20 protein-coding genes and 1 pseudogene are annotated in these 24,562 nt (G+C 73.2%); 18 read left to right on the top strand and 3 right to left on the bottom strand.

What is annotated here, in order from left to right:
- The first annotated feature begins 38 nt into the window (after positions 1-38).
- The 4 genes from AB0B97_RS24925 (at position 39) to AB0B97_RS24910 (ending at position 5,287) form a co-directional block, all read left to right on the top strand.
- Positions 39-737, top strand: coding sequence for a DUF305 domain-containing protein (locus AB0B97_RS24925; protein ID WP_357496853.1), 699 nt, complete (start codon positions 39-41; stop codon positions 735-737).
- A gap of 43 nt (positions 738-780) precedes the next feature.
- Positions 781-1,992: a histidine kinase gene (locus AB0B97_RS24920; protein WP_357496851.1), complete on the top strand. Its 1,212-nt coding sequence runs from the start codon at positions 781-783 to the stop codon at positions 1,990-1,992.
- Positions 1,989-2,654, top strand: coding sequence for a response regulator transcription factor (locus tag AB0B97_RS24915; RefSeq protein WP_357496849.1), 666 nt, complete (start codon positions 1,989-1,991; stop codon positions 2,652-2,654). The genes AB0B97_RS24920 and AB0B97_RS24915 overlap by 4 nt, the downstream gene beginning before the upstream one ends.
- 146 nt (positions 2,655-2,800) lie before the next feature.
- Positions 2,801-5,287, top strand: a complete 2,487-nt coding sequence (locus tag AB0B97_RS24910) for an ABC transporter permease (protein WP_357496847.1) — start codon at positions 2,801-2,803, stop codon at positions 5,285-5,287.
- Between the two features lie 93 nt (positions 5,288-5,380).
- Here AB0B97_RS24910 and AB0B97_RS24905 read toward each other — a convergent pair whose 3' ends face one another.
- Both AB0B97_RS24905 and AB0B97_RS24900 read right to left on the bottom strand, forming a co-directional pair.
- Entirely contained in the window at positions 5,381-6,643 is a 1,263-nt protein-coding gene (locus AB0B97_RS24905) for a nucleotide sugar dehydrogenase (RefSeq protein ID WP_357496845.1), read from the bottom strand.
- Between the two features lie 104 nt (positions 6,644-6,747).
- Entirely contained in the window at positions 6,748-8,124 is a 1,377-nt protein-coding gene (locus tag AB0B97_RS24900) for a serine/threonine-protein kinase (RefSeq protein WP_357496843.1), read from the bottom strand.
- Between the two features lie 515 nt (positions 8,125-8,639).
- On the opposite strand from AB0B97_RS24900, the pseudogene AB0B97_RS24895 reads away from it, so the two are divergent.
- The 11 genes and pseudogenes from AB0B97_RS24895 to AB0B97_RS24845 form a co-directional block, all read left to right on the top strand.
- Positions 8,640-9,167 (top strand): annotated as a pseudogene (locus AB0B97_RS24895) (RNA polymerase sigma factor); the annotation flags it as partial.
- Between the two features lie 244 nt (positions 9,168-9,411).
- Positions 9,412-10,320, top strand: a complete 909-nt coding sequence (locus tag AB0B97_RS24890; RefSeq protein WP_357496841.1) for a hypothetical protein — start codon at positions 9,412-9,414, stop codon at positions 10,318-10,320.
- A 155-nt stretch (positions 10,321-10,475) separates the two neighbouring features.
- Entirely contained in the window at positions 10,476-11,711 is a 1,236-nt protein-coding gene (egtA, locus tag AB0B97_RS24885; RefSeq protein ID WP_357496839.1) for an ergothioneine biosynthesis glutamate--cysteine ligase EgtA, read from the top strand.
- A 178-nt stretch (positions 11,712-11,889) separates the two neighbouring features.
- Positions 11,890-13,242: an ergothioneine biosynthesis protein EgtB gene (egtB, locus tag AB0B97_RS24880; protein WP_357496837.1), complete on the top strand. Its 1,353-nt coding sequence runs from the start codon at positions 11,890-11,892 to the stop codon at positions 13,240-13,242.
- Between the two features lie 40 nt (positions 13,243-13,282).
- Entirely contained in the window at positions 13,283-14,029 is a 747-nt protein-coding gene (gene egtC, locus AB0B97_RS24875) for an ergothioneine biosynthesis protein EgtC (protein ID WP_357496835.1), read from the top strand.
- Positions 14,030-14,082: 53 nt separating this feature from the next.
- On the top strand, positions 14,083-15,048 hold the full coding sequence (gene egtD / locus AB0B97_RS24870) for an L-histidine N(alpha)-methyltransferase (protein ID WP_234591224.1): 966 nt from the start codon (positions 14,083-14,085) through the stop codon (positions 15,046-15,048).
- A 250-nt stretch (positions 15,049-15,298) separates the two neighbouring features.
- Positions 15,299-15,886: a TMEM165/GDT1 family protein gene (locus AB0B97_RS24865; protein ID WP_234591222.1), complete on the top strand. Its 588-nt coding sequence runs from the start codon at positions 15,299-15,301 to the stop codon at positions 15,884-15,886.
- A 39-nt stretch (positions 15,887-15,925) separates the two neighbouring features.
- Positions 15,926-16,288 carry a DUF1622 domain-containing protein gene (locus AB0B97_RS24860; RefSeq protein WP_234591220.1) on the top strand — a complete coding sequence of 121 codons (363 nt, stop codon included), beginning with the start codon at positions 15,926-15,928 and terminating at the stop codon, positions 16,286-16,288.
- Complete coding sequence (locus tag AB0B97_RS24855; RefSeq protein WP_357496832.1) at positions 16,285-16,608, top strand: hypothetical protein; 324 nt, start codon at positions 16,285-16,287, stop codon at positions 16,606-16,608. Before AB0B97_RS24860 ends, AB0B97_RS24855 begins: the two co-directional genes overlap by 4 nt.
- Before the next feature lie 4 nt (positions 16,609-16,612).
- Entirely contained in the window at positions 16,613-16,810 is a 198-nt protein-coding gene (locus AB0B97_RS24850; RefSeq protein WP_234591216.1) for a hypothetical protein, read from the top strand.
- 723 nt (positions 16,811-17,533) lie between these two features.
- The gene (locus AB0B97_RS24845; protein ID WP_234591214.1) at positions 17,534-18,994 is read left to right on the top strand and encodes a polysaccharide biosynthesis tyrosine autokinase; all 1,461 of its coding nucleotides are present in this window, start codon (positions 17,534-17,536) and stop codon (positions 18,992-18,994) included.
- Here the strand turns inward: AB0B97_RS24845 and AB0B97_RS24840 are convergent.
- Positions 18,975-19,529: a low molecular weight phosphatase family protein gene (locus AB0B97_RS24840; RefSeq protein WP_357496830.1), complete on the bottom strand. Its 555-nt coding sequence runs from the start codon at positions 19,527-19,529 to the stop codon at positions 18,975-18,977. The two genes, AB0B97_RS24845 and AB0B97_RS24840, sit on opposite strands and share 20 nt — an antisense overlap.
- 168 nt (positions 19,530-19,697) lie before the next feature.
- Here AB0B97_RS24840 and AB0B97_RS24835 point away from each other — a divergent pair, with 168 nt between their 5' ends.
- The 3 genes from AB0B97_RS24835 (at position 19,698) to AB0B97_RS24825 (ending at position 23,473) form a co-directional block, all read left to right on the top strand.
- Positions 19,698-20,945, top strand: coding sequence for a glycosyltransferase family 4 protein (locus AB0B97_RS24835; RefSeq protein WP_357496828.1), 1,248 nt, complete (start codon positions 19,698-19,700; stop codon positions 20,943-20,945).
- Between the two features lie 100 nt (positions 20,946-21,045).
- The gene (locus AB0B97_RS24830) at positions 21,046-22,830 is read left to right on the top strand and encodes a DUF4012 domain-containing protein (RefSeq protein ID WP_357496826.1); all 1,785 of its coding nucleotides are present in this window, start codon (positions 21,046-21,048) and stop codon (positions 22,828-22,830) included.
- 13 nt (positions 22,831-22,843) lie between these two features.
- Entirely contained in the window at positions 22,844-23,473 is a 630-nt protein-coding gene (locus AB0B97_RS24825) for a hypothetical protein (protein ID WP_357496824.1), read from the top strand.
- Positions 23,474-24,562: the final 1,089 nt, after the last annotated feature.

Genomic DNA, 24,562 nt, shown 5'->3' with positions numbered 1-24,562 from the left:
ATAGGATCGCTGCGACCTCGACCTGAGGGGGGTGCGACATGACTGTCCGACGTGGCCGGTTACTGGCCGTCGTCATAGCGGCGGCCATCGTTGTGGTGCTGGGGGTGCTGGCGGTCCGTGCCGGCGGCGCCCCCGGCCGGCCGGCAGCCGAACGCGGTCCGGCGTCACCGTCTCCGACGGCCAGCCCGACCGGTTCGCCACCCCCGCCCGTGCTCGTGCCCGGCCGTCCGGGTGAGCCGGCGGTCGCCCGGTCCGCGCACGAGCTGCGCGACGACAGCCCACCCCGCTACAACGGCCTGGACACCATCTACGTCCAGATGATGATCCCGCACCACCAGCAGGCGCTGGAGATGAGCACGCTGGCCCAGGAGCGGGCGGCCGACCCCCGGATCCGCGCCTACGCCGACCGCATCCGCGCCGGCCAGGGCCCGGAGATCAAGGTCCTGCGCGGCTGGCTCGCCACCCGCGGGCTGCCCGAGACGGCGCCCGGCCACGACCACGCCGGAATGCGGGGAATGCAGTCACCCGAGGCGATGAACCGGCTGACCGCCGCCCGGGGCGTCGAGTTCGACCGCCTCTTCATCGCGATGATGACCGACCACCACCAGGGCGCCGTCACCATGGCCACCGACCTGCTGTCGGTAGGCGTCGATGCGACCCTCAACGAGCTGGCCACCTCCCTCGCCACCGAGCAGGCCATCGAGATCACCCGCCTGCGCGAGCTGACCCCGCGCTGACCAGCCACCGGCCGCCCGCCACCGGCCACGACACGTACGCTGGGTGACCGTGAGACGCACGCTGTTCGGCCGCCCCCTGCGCGGCGTCGCCTTCGACGTGGCCGTCTCGGCCGTTGTGGCGTTCGTCGGCCTCGCCTCGGCGGTGGCCCAGCCCGGCGGTTGGGCCGCCACCGGCGTCGGCGTGGGCATGGCGGTGGCGCTGCTGTTCCGCCGCACCCACCCGGGCGCGGTGACGGTCGTCGTGGCGGCGCTCGCCCTGGTCCAGGTGATCGCCCAGTGGGGTCCGCTCGCCTTCGACGTCGCCGTTCTCATCGCGCTCTACAGCGTCGTGAAGTACGGCGAACGCCTGCGCGACGGCGTGCTGGCCGGCGCGGTCGCCGCCGTTGGCGTGCTGCTCGCCGCCGCGCAGACCCCCGGCGTCATCGACTGGTGGGTGACCGCGCTGTGGTACGCGCTGGTCACCGGCGCGGTCTGGCTCGTCGCGCTGAACGTACGGACCCGCCGCCTGTACGTGCTCAGCCTCGAGGAACGGGCCGCCACCCTGGAACGCGAGCGGGAGGCCGAGTCCCGGGTGGCGGTCGCCGAGGAGCGCACCCGCATCGCCCGCGAGTTGCACGACGTGGTGGCGCACAGCATGGCGGTGATGATCGTCCAGGCGGACGGGGCCCGGTTCATGCTCGACCGCGACCCCGAGCAGGCCCGCACGGCAGTGAAGGTGGTCGCCGACACCGGCCGTTCGGCCCTGGAGGAGATGCGCCGGCTGGTCGGGGTGCTGCGCGACGCGGGCCCGTCCGGCGTCGGCGGGTCGGTGGTGGCCGCCGACCCGGAGCACCGCCGGCTGGCCCTGGCCGAGCTGCCCGACCTGCTGGCCCGCTTCCGCGACGCCGGGCTGCGCATCCACGACACCGCCAGCGGTCAGCCGCCGGCCCTGCCTCCGGGCCTGGAACTGACCGTCTACCGCGTGGTGCAGGAGGCGCTGACCAACGCGCTCAAACACGCAGGTGTCGGGGCCGCCGTCGACGTCACCCTGGCGTACACCGCCGACGCCGTCGTGGTCCGGGTCGTCGACGACGGCCGGGGCCGCCCGGTGGTCAGCCCGGCGCCGTCGGGCGGTCACGGCCTGCTCGGCATGCGCGAGCGGGTGGCGGTGTACGACGGCAGCCTCACCGCCGGCGCCCAGCCGACCGGGGGTTGGCAGGTCCAGGTCCGGCTACCGCTACCGTCGGAACCCTCAGCGGAGGTGATCGCGGCATGACGGTCCGGGTGGTGATCGTGGACGACCAGGCGCTGGTGCGCGCCGGATTCCGGATGGTGCTCAGCTCCCAACCCGACCTGGAGGTGGTCGGGGAGGCCATCGACGGCGCGGATGCCCTGCGGGTGCTGTCCCGCACCGAGGCCGACGTGGTGGTGATGGACATCCGGATGCCCACCATGGACGGGGTGGAGGCGACCCGCCGGCTCTGCGCCGACCGGCCGTCGGGCCCTCCCCGGGTGCTCGTGCTGACCACCTTCGACACCGAGGCGGACGCGTTCGCCGCGCTCCAGGCCGGTGCCAGCGGCTTCCTGCTCAAGAACGTCCCGCCGGAGGAACTGCTGGACGCCATCCGGGTGGTGGCGCGAGGCGACTCGGTGGTCGCCCCGTCGATCACGCGGCGGCTGCTGGACCGCTTCGCCGGTCAGCTCGGCGCCGGTCCGACCGCCGACCCCCGGCTGGCCCAGCTCACCGAGCGGGAGCGGGAGGTGCTGCTGCTGGTCGCGCAGGGCCTGTCCAACGCCGAGATCGCCGCCAAGGTGCACGTGGCCGAGGCCACGGTGAAGACCCACGTCGGGCGCATCCTGGCGAAGCTGCACCTGCGCGACCGGGTCCAGGCGGTCGTGCTGGCGTACGAGAGCGGTCTGGTCACGCCCGGCCGGTGACCCGTCGTACGACCCGGGTCGTACGGCCGGCGGGCCGAGCGCTACCTCGGTCGTACGCACCTCGAGCGTCCAGGTGGAGATCGATCGGGTCGGCCCGGCCATAGCGTCGAAGGCGTCCGATCCGCGCCTGCACCGGGAGCCCGCACATGATCCGATCGACCCTGCGCTCGCTGCGCGCCGAGGCGCTGCGCATGCTGCTCTCCGCGCTGGCAGTCGTGCTCGGCGTCGCGTTCATCGCCGGCACGCTGATCTTCGTCGACGGGATGCGCGCCGGCGCGTACGAGCGGGCCGGGACCTTCGACCGGCACACCGACCTCGGCGTCTACCCGAGCGGCGACAGGGCGCTGCCGGCGAGCCTGGCCGACCGGGTCCGCGCCGTCGACGGCGTGGCCGCCGCGGCCGGGGAGCTGATCGGCACCGCGGGGCTTCTCGGCACCGACGGCCGGCCGGTGCTCGGCTACGCCGTGCTCGCCGGCATCCCCACCGAGGCCGCTCTGCGCTCGTACGACGTGGTGTCCGGCCGCCTACCCGACCGCGCGGGCGAGGTGGTGCTCGACGCGGCCACCGCGGCCGAGGAGGGCTTCACCCTCGGCGCCCCGGTCCAGGTCGGCGGCACCGGCGGCGCGGCCCGTCCGTACACCCTGGTCGGTACCGTCGACGTGGCGGGCAGCGTCCGCGACGTCGGCGGGCCGTTCATCGGCCTGGTCGGCCCGGACGCGCTCGCGGTCAGCGGCGCGCGCGGCTATGACCGGATCATGGTGGCGGCGCGACCGGGAACGTCCGAGACGGTGCTGACCGACCGGCTGCGCGCGGTCGTCGGGGGCGCCGACGCCAGCGTGAAGGGCCGGCAGCAGATCCTCGACGAGGCCGTCGACGACGCGGTCCGGGACCTGAACCAGTTCATGATGCTGCTGCTCATCTTCGTCGGGGTCGCGGTGGTGGTGGCCGGCTTCGTGATCGCCAACACCTTCGCGATCGTGCTGGCGCAACGCACCCGGCGCACCGCCCTGCTGCGCCTGGTGGGCGCGACGCGGGGGCAGGTCTTCCGGGCCGCCCTGCTGGAGTCGGCGCTGGTCGGCTTCGTGGCGTCCGTGCTCGGGGTGCTGCTCGGGATCGCTCTCGCGGCCGGTATGCGGCTGCTGATGACCCGGCTGGACGTGCCGTTCTCCGGTGGGCTGACCGTCGCCGGCTCGACAGTGCTGACCAGCCTGCTGCTCGGCACCGCGCTCACCGTGGCGTCCGCCCTGCTGCCCGCCTGGCGGGGGACCAGTGTCGCCCCGGTGGCCGCGCTCACCGACGCCGCGGTGCAGCCCGGTCGGGGCGCCGGTCGGCTGCGCCTGATCGTCGGCGCGGTGGTGCTCGGTGCCGGCGTCGCGGCCCTCGCTGGCGCCGCAAGCGCCGGTCAGGTGCTGCTCGTGGCCGTCGGCGGCGTGTTGGCGTTCTTCGGGATCGTCCTGTTCGGGCCGGTGCTCGTCCCGGCGCTGGTCCGGGCGATCGGCTGGCCGGCTCGGCGGCTGTTCGGGATGACGGTGGGTCTCGCGGTGGCCAACGCCGTGCGCAATCCGCGCCGGATCGCCGCCACGGCGACCGCCCTGGTGATCGGAATCGGACTCGTGTCGGCGTTCGTGGTCGGTGCGCGCAGCACCAAGGACGGCATCGAACGCAGCGTCGACGCCGAGATCGGGACGGACTTCGTGGTGAGCGGCATCGGCCAGAACCTGCCCGCCGCGCTCGCCGGTGAGCTGGCCGCGCGCCCCGAGTTGGGCGTGGTGCACGAGCAGCGCAGCACCGTCACCGGCGACATCGAGGTCCGCGCCGCCCACCCGGCGCTGGTCGGCCGGACGCTGACCGCCGTGCTGGCCGGCGACGTCGGGCTACTCGGGCCGGGGCAGGTCCTGGTGCACCGGGAGCTGGCGCAGGCGCGCGGCTGGCAGGTCGGTTCCCCGGTCACCATCGCGGGCCGGTCGTTCCGGGTGGCGGCGGTGGTCGCCGACGACGCGCCGGACATGGTCGCCGGCGCGGCGCCCAAGGGGCACGTCATCGACCTGGACGACGCGGACTTCGCCGTGCTCTTCCCCCGCGAGCGGGGCTTCCTGGCCGAGATCGACCCCGCCGCCGGCGTGAGCGCCGACGAGGCCCGCGACGCGATCGAGACCGTCCTGGCCCGCTATCCGACGGTGAACCTGATGGACCAGGGCGCGTACAAGAAGATGCTCACCGGCACTGTGGACATGCTGTTGGCCTTCGTCACCGCGCTGCTCGGCCTGGCCGTGGTGATCGCGCTGGTCGGCGTGGCCAACACGCTGAGCCTGTCGGTTGTCGAACGCACCCGGGAGAACGCCGTGCTGCGGGCGGTCGGGCTGACCCGGGCCCGGATGCGGGCCATGCTGGCGGCGGAGGCGGTCCTGATGGCACTTGTCGGCGCGGTGCTCGGCGTCGGTCTCGGCACCGGCGTCAGCGCCTCCGCGATGGCGCTGCTGGACCGTCTCGGTGGGGACTTCCACGTGGTGCTGCCGCTGGGCCAGCTCGGGTTGATCCTCGGCGTGGCCGTGCTGGCCGCCCTGCTCGCGTCGGTGCTCCCGGCCCGCCGGGCGTTGTCCCGGCCCGTCGTCGAGGCGCTCGCCGACACGTGATCCGGTCTGCCCCGTCTCGCGGGCGTCGAGCGGACATCCGCCGGCCGGTCCCGCCGTCTTCCCCGGCGGCGGGACCGGCCAGCGGTGCCGGGTCTAGAGGCGCTCGACCATCTCGCCGGCGCACCGGTTGCGGGTGTCGAAGACGTAGCGGGCGTGCCGGACCACCAGGTCGTAGTCGAAGCTGTCATGGTCGGTGACCACCACCACCGCGTCCGCGGCCCGCACCTCCCGCTCGGTGAGCCCGACGATGGTGACCCCGGCGGGAATGTGGTGGGCCTGGGCGTACGGCTCGACCGCGTGGACCTCGGCGCCGAGGGCCTGCAGACGGCGGGCCACGTCGACGGCGGGGGAGTCCCGCATGTCTCCGGTGTTCTTCTTGTACGCGAGCCCCAGCAGCAGCAGCCGGGCGCCGCTTACCGCCCGACCGGACCGGTTCAGCCCCGCCATGATCCGCTGGGCGACGTGCTCGGGCATCTCGTGGTTGACGTCGTTGGCCAGCTCGATGAACCGGAACTGCCGGCCGAGGCGTCGTTTGACCTGCCAGGACAGGTAGCACGGGTCGATCGGCAGGCAGTGCCCGCCGACGCCGGGGCCGGGCCGGAACGGCAGGAACCCGAACGGCTTGGTCTCGGCGGCGTCGATCGCCTGCCAGACGTCGATGTCCAGATGGTGCGAGAGCATCGTCAGCTCGTTGATCAACGCGATGTTGACCTGGCGGAACGTGTTCTCGATCAGCTTGGTCAGCTCGGCGACCCTGGTGGAGTCCACCGCTACGGTGCGCTCCACCAGGCGCTGGTAGAACCCCTGCACCTGGGCCAGCGACGCCGGGTCGACACCCGAGACCACCTTCGGGGTGTTCTCCAGTCGCCAGGTCGGGTTGCCCGGGTCGATCCGCTCGGGGCTGTAGCCGAGGTGGAAGTCGCCGGGGCTGGTCAGCCCGCTGGCCGACTCCAGCAGCGGTCGAAGCAGCTCCTCCGTCGTGCCGGGATAGGTGGTCGACTCCAGGATCACCGTGCAACCCGGCCGCACGTACGGGCCGATGCCGACGCCGGCCTGCTCGACGAAGCTCAGGTCCGGGGTGCCGTCGCGCAGCGGGGTGGGCACGGTGATGACGCAGATGTCGAAACCCTCGGCGTCGGTGTACTCCGTGCTGGGGCGGTACCGACCGCTGCCCAGCGCCCGGCCCAGCCGGTCGGTGGGGATGTCCTCGACGAAGGACTCACCGGACGCGAGCCGCTTCACCCGGTCGGCGTCGACGTCGAGGCCGACGACGTCCAGGCCCGCCTCGACGGCGCGCATGGCCAGCGGCAGCCCGACGTACCCCTGACCGATCACGACCAGCTTCTCAGCGCTCACCCGGGCTCCCGCGGCAGATGGTGGAAATGACCTGCGGAGAGCCTAGAGTGGTTATCGGCGGCGTAAGTCCGTTTTGGTGATATCGGTGCTGGTGAGGCGGCTGGTCAGTTGCCCACCGGATCGTCCGGACCGGTCGACGCCTCCGAGCTGGGGGGCGGGCTGGTCGGGGGCGGGTCGGTCTTCGGCGGGTCGGTCTTCGGCGGGTCGCTGGGCGGCGGCGCGGTGGTCGCGTTCGGCGTCGCCGACGGCGGGCTGGACGACTGCGAGGGCTGCGTGCTCGGCGTGGCGGTGACCGACGCCGACGTGGTGGCGTCCGGGACGTTCGGCCGGTTCGGGCGCTCCGGGTCGTCGGTGCTCTGCTCGTTCGCCGCCGGCAGCTCCGCCTGCTGGCTGGGCGCCTGCGTCGCGGAGGTCGTCGGCAGGTTGACCGCCGGCTCCTCGTCGCCGGTGTTGCGTGCCGCACCCAGCGCCGCCCCGAGACCGATCAGGGCTACCAGCATGGCGGCTGCCGCGCCGACAAGTGGCCCGCGACGTCGCTGACGCGCGACATCCGCCGCGCTCGCCACCGCCGCGCCGACCGGCACGTCGGTGCGGGTGCCCGGTCCGGCCTCGCGCAGCGGGACCGACGCCGCCATCGCCGTCGGCGGCTCGCCGCCGGTGACCGCCGTGCGGGCGGCCTCGGCCATGGCCGAGCCGCTGGTGAAACGGTCGAGCGGATCCTTGGCGAGGGCCCGCGACACCAGGGCGCGGACCGCCTCGGGGATCTCGTGCGGCAGCTCCGGCGGCTCGTCGTCGAGATGCCGGACGGCGACCTGGAGGGGGTTGTCCCCGGTGAACGGTGGACCGCCGGTCAGGCAGCAGTAGGCGACCGCGCCGAGCGCGTAGATGTCGGTGGCGCCGCTGACCGGACGACCGGCGGCCTGCTCGGGCGCCATGTAGAGAGCCGTGCCGGGCACCGCGTTCGTGCTGGTGATGCTGGTCACGTTTGTGGAACGGGCGACGCCGAAGTCGACGAGGACGACAGTGCCGTCCTCCTGGACCAGCAGGTTGCTGGGCTTGACGTCGCGGTGCACGATGCCGCCGCGGTGTGCCGCGCTCAGCGCGTGCGCCGCCTGGGCCACGATCGACATCGTCTCGGCCACGTCGAGCCGACCCGCCGCCTCGATCCGCTTGGACAGCGGCTCGCCCTCGACGAACTCCATGACCAGGTAGTCCGCCCGACCGCCGTCGGGCAGGTCGTCCTCGCCGCAGTCGTACACCTGCACGATCCCGGGGTGCCGCAGAGCGGCCATGATCCGTGCCTCGGCCCGGAAACGGGCGATGAAGTCCGGGTCGGAGACCAGCGCCGGCAGCAGGACCTTGACCGCGACCTGCCGGCCGAGGACCAGGTCCGAGGCACGCCAGACGTCGCCCATGCCGCCGGTGGCGACACGTTCGTCCAGGCGGTACCGCCCGCTGAGCACGACCTCCGATGACAACACAGCATTACCGTACCCAGAGTGGCGGCCAACGGCGCGCTGCGGCTGATCGGCCAGGCGGTCGTACCCACCGGTCCGACCGGTCCGACCTCAGTGGACACGGCCAGATCTGTGACGGCATGATGACGGCACGTGACAAAAGGCGACACATCCCGGCGTACGATTGCCGGATCACCGCCGGGGGCCGTCTCCCGGCCCCGGGAGCGTCCGCTGGTGCCCAGCTGTTACGGCGGCACGCCGTCCGGACGGCTTGATAATTGTCACTCTTCCGTGACGCGATCCCGACTTGTCGCTCGGATGGTCCCCTCCTAGCGTTAGCCCGGCTCGGGGCCGCCCGGCCGACCGCCTCGAGAGTCGAGAGCCATCGCGCCGGGGCGGAGGCCCCCGGCCGGCCCGGACGCGGGCGCGAAGCGGATTCGGGGGAGGGCGGTGCGGGTGCGGTCGACGGTGCGCGCGCGGACAGCGCCGCCATGGCGCGTCGGGCCGGGCCGCCGTCCCGAACGATCCGTGAGCCGCGGATGACCGGCGAGTTGTCCGAGGCGGTCACCGCGGCGCAGGCCGGCGACGAGGACGCCTTCCGCTTCCTGTACCGCAGCCTGCAGCCGGGTCTGCTGCGCTACCTGACCGCCCTCGTCGGCGCGGACGCCGAGGACGTGGCGTCGGAGACGTGGTTGCAGATCTCCCGCGACCTGCCCACCTTCACCGGCGGTGAGTTCCGCGCCTGGACGGTCACCATCGCCCGTAACCGGGCCATGGATCATCTGCGCCGGCTGCGTCGGCGACCGTCGCTGCCCGTCCCGGTGCAGGCGCTCACCGAGTTGGCCGGCGACGTCGACACCGCCGAGCGGGCCGGCGAGACGATCAGCACCGAGGCGGCCCTGGCACTGATCGCCACGCTGCCGCCGCGCGAGGCCGAGGCGGTGCTGTTGCGGGCCGTGATCGGGTTGGACGCCGAGTCGGCCGGTCGGGTGCTGGGGCGTCGGGCCGGGGCCGTCCGGACCGCCGCCCACCGTGGGCTGCGGCGGCTAGCCACCCTGCTGGATCGACAGACGGTGACCGTGGCGCCGCCCAACGGTGCGGTCCCGACCGGGACGACCGACGCGCAGGGCGGGGTGTCGACGCCTGACGCTCCGATGACGCGGTCCGCGCCTGCCGTGCCGGCTCACGGCGCCGACGGCGTCACACCGTCGGTCGGCGCCGAGGTGGTCCCGCCACCTCGCGGACGGACCGGCCGATCCCGGCGGACGTCACACGCCGAGCAGGCGGACGGCTGACGTGAGGGGATTCCGGATGAACCCGTACCGGCCGGACCGGCACGCCGGCCGTGCCGAGACCGAGCGGCTGCTCGACGCCACCCGCATCGACGCTGCCCTCGACCCCGAGGCGCCTTTCGGCCCGGACACGTCGTCGGCCTCCGCCGCGGCCCCGCACGTCGACACCGCCGTCGCTTTCGACCTCGATGCGGCCGAGCGGTCCCGTGCGTCCGCCGCCCCGCAGTCGGCGACCGACCCGCTGGCGCGGCTGCTCGCCGCCGCCGCCGCCGGCCCGGCCCGGCCGGGGGAGCTGGCGGGCGAGGAGGCAGCGCTGGCCGCGTTCCGGGCCGCCCGGGCCGCCGCCCCGGAGCCCTCGGCGGGCCGACGACCACGCGGCCGCCGGCTCACCGCCGGCGCGTTGGCCTGGATCGGCGCGCTGGCGGCCACCGCCACCGCGGGCGCCGCGTTCGCCGCGGCCAGCCTGGACCTGGACCCGGCGCCGGAACCGGCGCCTCCGGTGCCGAGCAGCGCGCCGCGACCCTCCAATGCTCCCGAGGCCACCCCGTCCGCCGCTCCGAGCCGGTCGACGCCTGCTGGCTCGCCGTCGGTGACCGGCACCCCGTCGGCTGGCGTGACGCCGGGGGGTCAGTTGCACGGGCTGTGCCGCGCCTGGCGGGCCGGGAAGCCCGAGCAGCGGGAGAAGAAGTTGCGGACCCCGGCCTTCCAGCGGCTGGTGGCGGCCGCCGGTGGCGTCGCCGCAGTCGAGGAGTACTGCCAGCGACTGGTGCCCGAGGCGAAGCCGTCCGCTCCGGCGCGAACGTCCCCGTCAGCGGAGCCGTCCGCTCCGGAGCGGACGCCGCCCCCCGCCGAACCGTCCGCGGCGGCGACGCCGCCGGGATCGGCGAAGCACAAGCCCTCGCGCCCGGCGGGGCCGGCCGCGAACTGAGCATCCAGCCGGCGCGGTTCGTTCTGCCGTGCCCCGGGAAATTCGTCTGTTAGACAGAGGTTGGTGGCACCCTCGACGCCGCCGACAGTGTCGGTGGGTGGGTTTACGGTGGCACAGTGTTCCGGAGTTGGCGCACGACGAAGGAGGCTGCACCGATGGTGACGTCGCCCGAGCTGGACCGCAGCGCGATCCTGCGTGAGTCCGCCGCCGCCGGCCGACATCTCGCTCGCATCTGCTTCAAGACGGGCCCCCCGACATACACCGGCGTCGAACTGGAATGGACCGTGCACGACGCCGCCGACCCCGCCCGACCGGTCGACCCGGTGCGGCTGCGGGCGGCGCTGGGGCGCCACAGCCCCGTCACGCTGGACCCGGCGAGCCCCGCCGAGCCGCTGCGACACGGCGGCACGGTGACCCTCGAACCGGGCGGCCAGTTGGAGATCTCCACCCCGCCGCGCTCCTCGGCCGGCGCGCTGATCCAGGCCACCGAGGCCGATATCGCCCAGGTCACCGGCCTGCTGACCGCCGCCGGGCTGACCCTCGGCCGCAGCGGAATCGACCCGCACCGTCGGCCCCGCCCCGTGGTGGACACCCCCCGATACCGCGCGATGCGCCGCGCCTTCGACAGGCGGGGACCGGCCGGCCGGACGATGATGTACAGCACCGCCGGTCTGCAGGTCTGCCTCGACATCGGCGAGCCGGACCAGGTCGCGCCGCGCTGGGCGGCGGCCCACGCGGTCGGGCCGCCGTTGCTGGCGGCGTTCGCCTCGGCCAGCCGGCACGCCGGGCGGCGCACCGGGTGGGCGTCCGCGCGGATGGCCGCCTGGCTGGCCATCGACCCGACCCGCACCCGCCCGGTGTGGGTGCCCGGCAACGCCGACGAGGATCCGACGACCACCTGGATCCGGTACGTGCTGGCCGCGCCGCTGCTCTGCCTGCGCCGACGCGGCCCGGACTGGGCGCCGCCGCCGGGTGTCACCTTCGCCGACTGGCTCGACGGGGCGCTGCCCCGCCCACCCACCACCGACGATCTTGACTATCACGTCAGCACCCTCTTTCCGCCCGTGCGTCCGCGCGGCTACCTGGAACTGCGCTATCTGGACGCCCAGCCGGACCGGGACTGGCGTCTCCCGCTGGCGGTGTTGAGCGCGCTGTTCGCCGACGCGGACACCGTGCGCGCGGCGTACACGATCGGTGCGCCGGTGGCGCACCGCTGGTCGGCGGCCGCGCGGCACGGTCTGTCCGACCCGACGCTGGCCGCCGCCGCGGCCGCGCTGCTCGACCTGGCCCTGGCCGCACTGCCCCGGCTGGAGCTGCCGGCCGGCACCCACGACGAGGTCCACCGAGGCGTACGACGGCGGCTGGCCGCCGCACAGCGGGGAGACCGGTGAGTGCGAGGAGTGAGCCGGGGTTGCGAGCCCGGCAGTCGCGAACGGAAGGCGGACTGGGTGAGTGCGAGGAGTGAGCCGGGGTTGCGAGCCCCGCAGTCGCGAACGGAAGGCGGACTGGGTGAGTGCGAGGAGTGAGCCGGGGTTGCGAGCCCCGCAGTCGCGAACGAAAGGGAGACCGGTGAACGGCGAGACGGTGGCTGTGGGCACGACTGACCATCCCGAGGGGGAGCGGTTGCGGGGGCGGATCGCGGCGGAGTTGGCGCGTGCCCGGTCCCGTACGGCCCTGCTGACCGAGGCCGTCGACGAGGCCGACCTGATGCGCCAGCACTCTCCGTTGATGTCGCCGTTGGTGTGGGATCTGGCGCACGTCGGCAACCAGGAGGAACTCTGGCTGGTCCGTGATGTGGGTGGCCGCGAGCCGGTCCGCTGCGACATCGACGATTTGTACGACGCGTTCAAGCAGCCCCGCCGCGACCGGCCCGCGCTGCCGCTGCTGCCACCGGCGGAGGCGCGTGCCTACCTGGGCACGGTCCGGGACAAGGTGCACGACCTGCTCGACACCGTGAGTTTCACCGACCGGCCGCTGGTCGCCGACGGGTTCGCCTTCGGCATGATCGTCCAGCACGAGCAGCAGCACGACGAGACGATGCTCGCGACCCACCAGCTGCGCGCGGGTGCGGCGGTTCTGCACGCCCCGCCACCACCCGAGCCGACCGCCCGCGTCGGCGGTGAGGTGCTGGTGCCGGCCGGGGAGTTCACGATGGGCACGGACACCGATCCCTGGGCGCTGGACAACGAACGTCCCGCGCACCGCGTCGACCTGCCCGCGTACGTCATCGACGCCGCGCCGGTCACCAACGGCGAGTACGTGGCGTTCATCGCCGACGGCGGCTACACCGACCCACGGTGGTGGAGCGCGGCGGGTTGGGAGCACCGGGTTTCCGAGCAGCTCGTCGCGCCGATGCACTGGCGTCGCGACGGTGACGGCTGGGCGTACCGCCGCTTCGGCAGGTGGGATCCGGTGCGCGCCGACGAGCCGGTGGTGCACGTGTGCTTCTACGAGGCGCAGGCGTACGCCGCGTGGGCGGGCAAGCGTCTGCCGACCGAGGCGGAGTGGGAGAAGGCCGCCCGGTGGGATCCGGCGACGGGGCGGTCGCGCCGTTACCCGTGGGGCGACGAGGACCCGACCGAGGCGCACGCGAACCTCGACCAACGTCACCTGCGGCCGGCGCCGGTGGGCGCGTACGGGGCGGGAGCGTCGCCGTTGGGTGTGCACCAGCTCATCGGGGACGTCTGGGAGTGGACGTCGACGACCTTCCGCGGCCATCCCGGCTTCACCGCGTTTCCCTACCGGGAATACTCGGAGGTGTTCTTCGGCGAGGACTACCGGGTGCTGCGTGGCGGCTCGTTCGGCACGGACCGGTCGGCCTGCCGGGGGACGTTCCGCAACTGGGACTATCCGATCCGGCGGCAGATCTTCAGCGGCTTCCGCTGCGCCCGGGACGCCGCGCCGGACGAGTCGCACCCGTGACGTCGCGCCGGGCGGCTGCGCCGGCGGCCGGCTTGCGCTGATGTGCCGTCACCTGGCCTATCTGGGGCCGCCGGTCACGCTTGCCGAGCTGCTGTTCGAGCCGGCGCACGCACTCGTACGCCAGTCCTGGGCGCCTCGTGACATGCGCGGCGGCGGCACGATCAACGCCGACGGGTTCGGCGTCGGCTGGTATCCGAGCGACGGCGAGCCGGTGCGGTACCGGCGTGCCCAGCCGATCTGGAGCGACCCGACGATCGCCGACCTGGCGGCGGTGACCCGGGCCGGCGCTGTGCTGGCCGCGGTCCGCTCGGCGACCGTCGGGATGGCGGTGCTCGACGGTGCCGCCGCGCCGTTCGCCGAGGGGCGGTGGCTGTTCAGCCACAACGGTGTGGTCCGGGGCTGGCCGGACGCGGTGGTGCCGCTCGCCGCCGGCCTGCCGGTCCGTGACCTGCTGACCCTGGACGCGGCGACCGACTCGGCGTTGCTGTGGGCGCTGGTGCGGCACCGGCTGCGTGGCGGCGACGATCCGGCGGAGGCGGTGGCCCGGACGGTGGCCGAGGTCGCCGTGGCCGCCCCGGGGTCGCGGCTGAATGTGCTGCTCACCGACGGGCGGCGCGTGGTGGCCACCACGTTCGGCCACGCGCTGTCGGTACGTGCGGCGGCGGGCTCGGTGCTGCTGGCCTCCGAGCCACACGACGACGATCCCGGGTGGCGGCCGGTGCCGGAGGGGCACCTGGTCACGGCCACCGTGGACGAGGTGCGGATGTGCCCACTGCCGATCCGGTGAGCGGCACCGGTCGGGCAACGCGAGGTGTGTGACCGAGGAGAGAGGCAGGACCGATGACCGCGGAACCGTTGGAGATCTACCTTGAGCCGCAGGACCTGGAGCGTGGCCTGCGGGAGGACGTCCGGGCCGGGTTGACCGCCGAGGCGAAGTGGCTGCCGCCGAAGTGGTTCTACGACTCGCGGGGCAGCGAGCTGTTCGAGGAGATCACCCGGCTGCCCGAGTACTACCCGACCCGGGCGGAGCGGGCGGTGCTGGCCGAGCGCGCGCCGGACGTGGCGGCGCTGACCGGCGCCAAGACCCTGATCGAGCTGGGCTCCGGCTCGTCGGAGAAGACCCGGCTGCTGCTGGACGCGCTCACCCGTCAGGGCGGGCTGGGCACGTTCGTGCCGCTGGACGTGTCGGTAAGTGCCCTGCTGGGGTCGACCGCGCAGATCGCCGCCGACTATCCGGGGCTGCGGGTCCGGGGCATCGTGGGTGACTTCACCCGTCAGCTCGACCGGCTGCCCACCGGCGGTCGGCGGCTGGTGGTGTTCCTGGGCGGCACGATCGGCAACCTGCTGCCGGCCGAGCGGGCCGACTTCCTGGCCGCGATGCGCGCCGCGCTGGAGGTCGGCGACTGGCTACTGCTCGGCACCGACCTGGTGAAGGACCCGTCGGTGATCGTGCCCGCGTACGACGACGCGGCCGGCGTCACGGCCGAGTTCAACCGCAACGTGCTGTACGTGATCAACCGGGAGTTGGGCGCCGATTTCGACCCGGAGGCGTTCGAGCACGTCGCCCACTGGGATCCGGACCACGAGTGGATCGAGATGCGGCTGCGGGCGACGCGCCCGATGCGGGTCCGGGTGCTGGATCTGACGGTCCAGTTCGCCGCGGGGGAGGAGCTGCGCACGGAGGTGTCGGCGAAGTTCCGTCCGGAGGGGGTGGCCGCGGAGCTGCGCGACGCGGGCTTCGCGGCGGCGAACTTCTGGACCGACCCGGACGGGCTCTTCGGCGTGACCCTGGCCCGGGCGCGGTGAGGCTGCACCCACGATCTCCGGCCCGGGCGCGGTGAGGCTCTTCACCCGCGGCGTCCGGGCCGTTCGGTGATCGGTTAGGCTGGTCGCGCGAAGGGGAGTAGCCCCCAATGTCGTGGTCGACATACTGGTGCGTTCCGCACCCGGCCACGCGGCCCCGGTCTCCGGGGCGGGCGAGACCTTCGACTCAGGCTGTCGCAGCCGGGTCGAGGGCGCCCCCGTACCTCCTCCCGGCGTGAACGGGAAGGATGTCATGGAGGGATTCCTCGCCGCGCTGGTCGTCAGCTTCGGTGTCATTTTCGTGGCCGAGCTGGGAGACAAGTCCCAGTTGATGGCGCTGACGTTCGCCACGCGGTTCAAGCCGATTCCGGTGTTGATCGGCATCACCGTCGCCACGGCGGTGGTGCACCTGGCGTCGGTCGCCATCGGGTCGGGTCTCGGCGCCGTGCTGCCCACCGAGTGGATCTCCCTGGTGGCCGGTGTGGCGTTCCTCGGCTTCGGCGCGTGGACCCTGCGCGGTGACAAGCTCACCGAGGAGGAGAAGCGCAAGGCCGAGAAGACCAGCAAGACCGCGATCGTGGCGGTGTCGGTCGCGTTCTTCCTGGCCGAGCTGGGTGACAAGACGATGCTCGCGACGATCACCCTGGCCACCAAGTACGGCTGGTTCGGCACCTGGCTCGGTTCCACGATCGGCATGGTGGCCGCGGACGCGCTGGCCATCCTGGTGGGCCGGATGCTCGGCCGCCGCCTGCCGGAAAAGACCATCAAGTACGGCGCCGCGGTGCTCTTCGCCATCAGTGGCCTCTGGCTGATCCTGGAGGCCGTCAACGAGCTGACCTGAGCACCGACTAGCTGCCCCGCTGGCGGGTAACGGCTCCGGGTGGAGCCGGCGGAGCTGCTGCGCCACGGCGACGAGGTGCTGGTCGCCGTGGTGGAGGTGGCCGGGGCTCTGGTGATCTTCGTGGGTGCCGTGTGGGCGGCGGTGCGGTTCGTGGTCGAAGGACTGCGGCACCGCACCGCCGCCGTCTTCACTCCGATCCGACTGTCCCTGGGCCGGTTTCTGACGCTCGGTCTGGAGTTCCAGCTGGCCGCCGACGTCCTGCGTACGGCGGTGTCACCGTCGTTCACCCAGATCGGCCAGCTGGCGGCGATCGCCACGATCCGGACGGCGCTGAACTACTTCCTGGGCCGGGAGATCCGGCAGGAGCAGCGGCAGGTCACCGACGGGCAGCCACGGCCGTGATCGGTGCGCTGGTCGAGGTGGTGACCGCGCTGGCCCTGGTCGTGGGTGTGGTCACCGCCCTGTGCACAGGTGCCGTCCGGGTCGCGGTTCGGGTCCTGCTGGATCTGCTCACGGCGGCCGGCCTGCTCCGTCTGGCCGGCGATCCGCAGTGGGGTGCCCTCGCTGCCGCGGCGGCGATCGTCGCGCTGCGCCAACTGCTCGCGGCGGCGTTGAGTCTCGCGCCGCCGTGGTCGCGCCGACAATCCCCGCCGCGCTGCGCGGACGACGATCACCACTTACCGTGGGCGGTAGCAGCGAAACAGGGAAAAGCGGGAGGATAACCACATGGCCCGGCACGACGAACCGAACGAGTACGGCTACGCCGGTGGCGCCACCGCTCCCGAGCCCCAGCCCGGCGGCAAGCCCGACGAGCAGGACCTCGCGGAGGAGGTGGCGGTGCCGGGCGACGATCTCACCGCGCCGGCGACCGACGCGTTGGCCGACGAGACCGAGGAGCGTCGCCCCAGCGAGCGTCGCCGCTGACCTCCGCACGCATCGCCGGCGGTCGCCCCACAGGGGCGACCGCCGGCGTCGTTTCGTCCCGCCGACCTGTGTGCAGCAGCTCGTCCCGGACCGCCGGTCGAGTGCGGTGACCACCGTCAGCACGGCCAGCGTGCGGGCGATGTCGGCGGCGATCGCGGTGGCCCAGCCGCGCAAACCCGCCCCGCCCGCTGTCCGGACGATCGCCGCGTAGGTCGCGCGGGCGGCGGCGTCCCGCCGATGTCGGCCAGCGCCGCGAGTGCCGCGCCTCGCGCTTCCGCGGGTCGCCGGCCACGACCTCGCGCCTGACCTCAGCCCCGCCACGAGGACGAAGTCGGCCAGCGGCCCAGGTCGAGGTGCCAGCGCCGCCGCCGGGCCGGGGCGTCACCACAGCCAGCCGGGTGTACGACCCCGCGCGGCGTCCCTGCCGAGATCAGCGCGAGGGCGCACCAAGGAGCGGCAGTGCGCTTCCGGCGGTCGATCGTGGGCGATCGCGGCAGCCGCGAGGGCGCGGCACGGATCGGCCGTGGACTTTTCCCGGATGTCGCCGATGCCGAATGGCCCTTTGTCGGGTTGGTCATGCGGGCGCACTTGTTCGCCTCGAAAATGCATAACTCCGGACATAAGCCCTATGAGGGGCTTTAATGGTTTCACGAGTTGGCAGACGACCTTGGGGGTTTTCGTGAAGTTCTTTGGCGTAACCGGACCCGCACGGAGGCACTCCTGATGGACCTGCTCCGCCAATTGCGCCACGTGCGTCGGCACTGGTGGGTCGTGCTGGTCACCGTCATGGTGGCCCTGGGCGTCTCGGCGTTCCTGACCGTACGGGCCCAGCCCCGGTACGTCGCTTCGGTGACCTTCTTCGTCACCACCCCCAACCAGGGCGTCACCGACGCCTACCAGGGTGGTCTGTTCCTCCAGCAGCGGGTCAAGTCGTACGCCGACCTGCTCAGCAGCGACCGCCTGGCGCAGAGCGTGGTGGCCGAGACCCCGGTCGGGCTCACTGCGGACGAGGTGCAGCGCCGGGTGACCACCTCCACGGAGACCGGCACCGTGCTGCTGCGCGCCTCCGTCACCGACACCGACCAGGCCCGGGCGCTGCGGGTGACCGAAACCCTCGCCGCGAAGTTCGTCGAGCTCGTCCAGAAGGTCGAGACGCCGCCCGAGGGCAAGGCGCCGATCAAGATCGAAGTGGTGAGCGGTCCACGGGTCAGCTCCAGCCCCGTCTCCCCGCAGCCGCTGCGCAACCTCACGCTCGGCGGTCTGCTCGGTCTGGCGCTCGGTGTCGGCCTGGCGATCCTGCGCGGCGTCGCCGACGTCCGCCTGCGCGACGCCGCCGGCCTGCAACGCGCCACCGGAAGTCCGTTGCTCGGCGAGATCCCGTTCGAGAACGCAGCCCGTACCGCTCCGCTGATCGTCGGCGAAGCCGCGACGTCGGCCCGTGCGGAGGCGGTCCGTAAGTTGCGGACCAACCTGCGCTTCGTGGACGTGCACGAGCCGGCCCGGGTCATCGCCGTGACCAGCGCCCTGCAGGGCGAGGGCAAGACGACGCTCTCCTGCAACCTGGCCATCGCGCTCGCCGAGGCGGGCTGGCGGGTGCTGCTGGTCGACGCGGACCTGCGCCGCCCGAAGGTCGACGAGTACCTGGGCCTGGACGCGGGTGTCGGTCTCACCGACGTGCTGGTCGGCGACGTCCAGGTCGGTGACGTGGTGCAGCGCTGGGGCGACAAGTCCCTGCTGGTACTGCCCAGCGGCTCCGCACCGCCGAACCCGAGCGAACTGCTCGGCTCCAAGGCGATGGCGGACCTGCTGCTCGCGCTGCGCGAGTCCGCCGACATCGTGATCATCGACACCGCGCCGCTGCTCGCGGTGACCGACGGTGTCGTGGTGGCCGTGCAGGCCGACGGCGCGCTGCTGGTGAGTCAGCAGGGCCGTACGTCGCGGACCCAGGTGGCCGCGGCGGCCCGCTCGCTGCACTCGGTCTCGGTGCGGTTGCTCGGGTGCGTGCTGAACATGGCCAAGGTGGCCAAGGCCGAGGCGTACCAGTACGAGGCCTACCGGGTGGTGACCTCGCCGGCCTCGGCGTCGGTGCCGACCGCCCGGGCCACCGCCCCCCGGCACAGCGAGGGCGCCGGCGTCAACGGCGTCAGCGACCGCACCCAGGAACTCACCCGGTTGCCCCGATGAGCGCGGCGAGGGGTCGTAGCGAGCGTTCGATCTCCTCAGCGCAGCGACGGAAGTCGGCGGGGGTGCCGCCGATCGGGTCCCGCAGGTCGTCCGCGTCCTGGGCGGCGGGTTGCAACCGCCCCCGGGCGTGGGCGGCGGCGGCGATGGCGGCCCGCAGCGGGTCGTCGCTCGACTCGGCGGGCGGCTCCGCGGCCGCCGCCAGTCGGCCGAACTGGCGCAGGGTGAACGTCCGGTGCAGCGCGCCGGGCGCCAGCGAGGTGCAGATCGAACGCTGCCGCCGTGTCGCGGTCAGCACGAGCGTCGCGTCGGCGAGGTGTTCGGGACGCAGCGTCCGGCTCGCGAAGGCCGCCGGATCGCCGCCACCCTCGGCCGCGACCTGGGCGGCGTACGGGTGCATCGCCATCCCGTCCATCGCGTCGGTGCCGGCGCTGGACACCAGCACGGGCCGGCCGGCCAGCAACCGGCGGGCCAGGAACTCGGCCATCGGCGAGCGGCACAGGTTGGCGTGGCAGACGAACAACACGCGATCGGCCATCGGGAGCCCTCTCGTGGGTGCGGACGCGGGTCGCCACACCCCGAGGGTGGTGCGTCGACGTCGCTGGCCGCGCGGGGAGGGGTTGTCGGCATCGTACGCGGGCCGACCGCCCGCCGGACGTGCTGCCGCGCCGGCCGAGGCCGATCCGTGGTCCTCGGCGGTGCCCCGGTGAAGATCGGCATCCTGTCGTACCACTTTCCACCCGAGCCCGCCTTCATCCCCGGCAGCCTCGCGGAGGAGCTGGCCGCGCGCGGGCACGAGGTCCGGGTGCTCACCGGTTTCCCGGACTACCCCGGCGGTCACGTCTATCCAGGGTGGCGGCAGCGCTGGCACCACGAGACGCACAGTCAACGGCTGGCGGTCCGGCGGGTGCCGCGCTACTCCGGCGGGGCCACTTCCACCGGCGGGCGAATGGTCAGCTACCTGTCGTTCGCGGGCAGCGCGTCGCTGGCGGCGCGTCGGTACCTCGGCGACGTGGACGCGCTCTACGTCTTTCAGCTGCCGGCCACCACGTTCGCCACCGCCGCCCTGTTCCGGCTGCTGCCGAAGGTGCCGGCCGTGCTGCACGTACAGGATGTCTGGGCGCGCGACGGCGCGGACGCGGACGGCGACGGCCGCTGGTCGGCGCGGATGGGCGCCGCGATGACCCGCATCTACCGGACGGCCGCGCGCGTCGCGGTGGCCGCGCCGTCGATGCGGGACCTGGTGGTCGCCGCCGGGGCCGACCCGGCCCGGGTCCAGCTGGTGCTGAACTGGACCGACGAGCGCATCTTCTACCCGGCGACGCCCGGCGCGGCGGCCCGGCAGATGATCCGCCGCGATCGCCGGTGCGTGGTCATGCACGCCGGGACCATCGGCGCCCGCCAGGGGCTGGAGACGGCGGTCCGTGCCGCGGCCGCGCTGGACCGCACCATGGACCTGGTCCTGGTCGGGTCGGGAGCGGACGAGCGTCGGGTGCGGGGGCTCGCCGCCGAGCTGAAGGCGGAGAACGTCCGCTTCCTTGAGCGGCGGTCACCTGTCGACATGCCCGAGTTGTACGCCGCAGCCGATTACCAGCTGATCATGCTGCGCGACCTGCCGGAGCTTCGCGGCATGGTGCCCGGCAAGCTGCAGGCCGCGCTCTCCTGCGCCGCGCCGGTGGTGGCGTCGGCCGGTGGTGACACCGCCGAGCTGGTCGAACGCGCCCGAGCCGGGCTGTCGTGCCCGCCTGAGGACTGGGCCGCGCTGGCCGACCGGTTCTGGTTGGCCGCCACCATCCCGCCGCCGGCGCGCACGGAGATGGGCCGCCGGGGACGACAGACGTACCTGCGGGAGATGTCGTTGCCGGCCGGGGTGGACCGCATCGAGCGGTTGCTGCACGAGGCCGCCGGCCGGGTTCCGCAGGAGGCGGGCGAGCCGCGAGGAAACCTCGCGTAAGGGACGAGAAATGCCATAACCGTACGAGATTCCCCCGCAGCGTGCTAAGAACGTCAGGGAATCCGACGGACTGTCCGATTCCAGCAAACGGGAGTGTGGTGTGACGGAGAGCGAACGGCCGCATCGACGGCGGAGCCGATCTCGGCGTCGTCGGCGGGCGCGACTGCGCCGGGCCCTGCTCGGCGCCCTGGTCGTCGGATCGCTCCTGCTGGCCGCCGGGGGATGGATCGGTTTCCGGGGCTGGCAGGCGCGCGCCCACCTGCTCAACGCCGCCGGCCTGGCCCGGGAGTTGAGCGCGCAGGTGGTCGGCGGGGACACCGAACGTGCCCAGCGGACTCTCGCCGCCTTGCAGGAGCAGGCCGACGCCGCCCGGGCCGCCACGTCCGACCCGAGCTGGAAGGTCGGTCGGCGTACCCCGATCGCCGGCGACGACCTCGACGCGGTCCGACTGATCGCCATCGCGATCGACGACCTGGCCCGGCGGGCGTTCCCGACCCTGCTGCGGACGGACCTGACCAGCCTGGTGCCGGCCGAGGGCCGGTTGGACCTGGCCCGGCTCAGCTCGGTCTCCGCGGAGCTGACCCGGGCGAACGACGCGGTGCAGGGCACCCGCCGTGACCTGAGCGCGGTGCCCGTCGACCGGCTGGTCAACCAGGTGCGCCAGGCGCTGACCGACCTACGTGGCGAGATCGACCGGCTGGCCAGTCTCACCGCTGCGGCCGACCAGGGCGCTCGGCTGCTGCCGCCGCTGCTCGGTGCGAGTGGGCCACGGCGCTACCTGCTCGTCTCGCAGAATTTGGCCGAGCTGCGCGCCACCGGCGGCATGTTCGGCGCGTACGCGATGATCGAGGCCGAGAACGGTCGGGTCCGGATGGGCAGGCAGGGCAGCAGCGCCTCCCTCGGCCAGTTCACCCCGGCGCTGAAGCTGCCCGCCGAGACCCGGGCGGTCTGGACAGACCTGCCGGGCATCTATCCCGCCGACGTGAACCTCACACCGCACTTCCCGACCGCCGCCGCCCTGTACCGGGAGATGTTCCGGCGCAAGACCGGAACCACTGTCGACGGCGTGCTCGCCGTCGACCCGGTGGTGCTGTCCTATCTGCTCAAGGCGACCGGCCCGGTGCTGGTGCCCGGCGGTGTGCCGCTGGCCAGCGAGAAGGTCGTGCAGACCCTGCTCAACGAGACCTACCAGCGGCTGGACACCAGGCAGCAGGACGAGTACTTCGCCTCCTCGGCAGCTGCGGTGTTTGACGCCTTCTTCAAGAAGAATGTCAACCCAAGGGTGTTGTTGTCCGCATTCGACCGTGCTATCACGGAACGCCGGATATTGTTCTGGAGTGCCCACCCGGAAGAACAGCGGACCTTCGGCGACAGCCGGATGGCCGGGACGCTCCCGGAACAGGACACCGTGCCGACTGTCGGCGTGTTTCTCAACGACGGCAGCGGCGCGAAACTCGGCTACTACCTGCGGCCGACGGCGAGCCTCACGGTCGGCGAATGCCGGCCCGACGGCCGCCGCGAGCTCCGGCTGCGGGTGACCCTGCGCTCGACGGCGCCGAAGTCGGGGCTGAGTAAGTCGATCCTCGGCCTCGGTCTGGCTGGTGATCCGTACACCGCTCGCACGTTGGTGTCGATCTTCAGTCCGGCTGGCGGCTCCGTGCTCGACGCCCGGCTCGACGGGACCGAAACGGCAGTGGGCAGCGGCACCGAACGCCGCCGCCAGGTCGCGACGGCCAACGTCGACATCGGCCCCGGCGCCGAGAGGGCGCTGGAGGTCACCGTCCTGACGGCCAAGACCGGCGTCGGGCAGGCCGAGCTGTGGCTGACCCCCACCGCCAGCCCGTGGACCACCCAAGTTCATTCCGCACCAAGCTGTGACCAGTAGGAGGGAACCAATCATGCGGCTATCCCGCATCATCATGGCGCTCACGGTCGGCCTGGCCGTGGTCGCCGTGCCGACGGCAGCGGGGGCGGCACAGCCGCAGCCGACGCCAAGCGCGACCACCGACCCACCCCAGCCGCCGCCGTACGCGCCGCAGCCGCCGGCCCTGACCGTCAACCGGCCGACGATCTTCCTCGGCGAGACGGTCATCCTGACCGGGACGGGCTTCGGCCCCAACGAGACCGTCGACCACACGGTGACCTTCACCCCGCTGGGGGCCCCGGCCGCCGGCAAGGCGCCGGTCCGCCGCAGCGACGGCACCACAGTGGCCATGGCGCCTGTGGCGTACCAGGCGAGCGCGCCGCTGCAGTTCACGGCGTTCACCGACGCCCAGGGTCACTTCACCAAGAGCTACAAGCCGTCGGTGACCGGTCTGCTGACCTTCACCGCCACGGGCCGGGAGTCCGGCCGGACCGCCACCGCCCAGTTGCGGGTGCTGGACAAGAAGCAGCCGCTGCCCGTCACCGGTGACAGCCTCGGTACGCCCATCAAGCTCGGCGGCGGCCTCGTCGGCGCCGGCGCGATCATGCTGCTGCTGACGCTGGCCTGGCGTCGTCGCCAGCGCTTCGGTGGGGCCGCGCACTAATCGGCGCACCACCAACCGGGCAGTGCCCGGATCGCACCTCAGGCTGGCGCCCGTCGGATCTTCCGGCGGGCGCCAGCCCCATGTCATCCCTCCGGTGGCACGTCGTCATGAGTGGCCCGGCGGGGCACTCGACGTGCGTGATCGGAAGCCCGCGCCACACCCCGACACTCCGCCCAGGCCGCCGGTACGCGGCAACGCTCGGCTGACCTGATCCCGGCTAGGCGCGTTCGGGGCAGTCCGGTCGGCGTGCCGGCGTCCGGTCGGCGTGCCGGGATGTCGGGTTGCCGTGATCGACTCGGGTTCGCCGATGTCGGGGTATCAACCGGTCCCGGATACCCCGATATCGGCGAACCCGAGTCGATCACTACCCAGACACACCCCGCCCGCCGCGTCCGCTGCGTCGAATAGGCGGGATGTCCCTTTCTGAGCGATGGTTGGGTTGTGACCGGTCGCATCCGTGGGCCGGAATCGTGGCGGGCCGGGGGTCGTTGCATACCCTGACGATTGCAGGACCACGGCCCGCCCCCGTCCGCTCGACCGGGTGGGAAATGGCCGGTCGGGCCGGGTCGTTGCAGACCCCCGAACAACCCGTGACCCCCCCGGGGCCCCGAGGGCCCGGGAATGACCCCAGCCCGGCGGCCGTTACACACGGTCCGGGCCCCGCGAGCCCCGCTCGCGAGCCGCCGCCCCGGGAATGACCCCGGACCGCCGGCCGTTACACACAGTCCGGCGCGGCGAGCCCCCTCGCGGGCCGCCCCGGGAATGACCGCGGATCGCGGGTCGTTACACACGGTCCCGGCGCCACGAGCCCCCCGCTCGCCGGCCGCCGCCCCCGGGCGCTACGAGGCGATCAGCCCGCAGGCCCCCCCCACATCTTTCCCCTTGTTTTGTGCAGCGCCGGACGAGGTGCTCACACCCCACGTCACCGACCCCCGCTGGTGGTGCGTGTGGTGTTCCTACCCCCGAAGGAGCTACCCCCATGAACACGATCTTGCGTAAGAGCATGCTGTCTGTTGCCGGTCTCGCGTTCGCCGGTGGTGTCTTCGCCGGCCCGATCGCCGCGCACGCCAACCCCGTCGACGCCAAGCC

Origin of the sequence: Micromonospora sp. NPDC049004 (assembly GCF_040649315.1) — a bacterium.
Taxonomy (GTDB): Bacteria; Actinomycetota; Actinomycetes; order Mycobacteriales; family Micromonosporaceae; genus Micromonospora.
Note: the sequence above shows the minus strand (reverse complement) of the source record. Positions and strands in the feature narration are given on the sequence as shown.

Bases quoted from the DNA above. Each gene is read 5' to 3' on its own strand.
- AB0B97_RS24850 (WP_234591216.1), top strand. From the start codon at position 16,613: ATGGCCCGGCACGACGAACCGAACGAGTACGGCTACGCCGGTGGCGCC.
- AB0B97_RS24825 (WP_357496824.1), top strand. From the start codon at position 22,844: ATGCGGCTATCCCGCATCATCATGGCGCTCACGGTCGGCCTGGCCGTG.
- egtA (WP_357496839.1), top strand. From the start codon at position 10,476: ATGGTGACGTCGCCCGAGCTGGACCGCAGCGCGATCCTGCGTGAGTCC.
- AB0B97_RS24865 (WP_234591222.1), top strand. From the start codon at position 15,299: ATGGAGGGATTCCTCGCCGCGCTGGTCGTCAGCTTCGGTGTCATTTTC.
- AB0B97_RS24925 (WP_357496853.1), top strand. From the start codon at position 39: ATGACTGTCCGACGTGGCCGGTTACTGGCCGTCGTCATAGCGGCGGCC.
- AB0B97_RS24840 (WP_357496830.1), bottom strand. From the start codon at position 19,529: ATGGCCGATCGCGTGTTGTTCGTCTGCCACGCCAACCTGTGCCGCTCG.
- AB0B97_RS24910 (WP_357496847.1), top strand. From the start codon at position 2,801: ATGATCCGATCGACCCTGCGCTCGCTGCGCGCCGAGGCGCTGCGCATG.
- egtD (WP_234591224.1), top strand. From the start codon at position 14,083: ATGACCGCGGAACCGTTGGAGATCTACCTTGAGCCGCAGGACCTGGAG.
- egtC (WP_357496835.1), top strand. From the start codon at position 13,283: ATGTGCCGTCACCTGGCCTATCTGGGGCCGCCGGTCACGCTTGCCGAG.
- AB0B97_RS24890 (WP_357496841.1), top strand. From the start codon at position 9,412: ATGAACCCGTACCGGCCGGACCGGCACGCCGGCCGTGCCGAGACCGAG.
- AB0B97_RS24845 (WP_234591214.1), top strand. From the start codon at position 17,534: ATGGACCTGCTCCGCCAATTGCGCCACGTGCGTCGGCACTGGTGGGTC.
- AB0B97_RS24915 (WP_357496849.1), top strand. From the start codon at position 1,989: ATGACGGTCCGGGTGGTGATCGTGGACGACCAGGCGCTGGTGCGCGCC.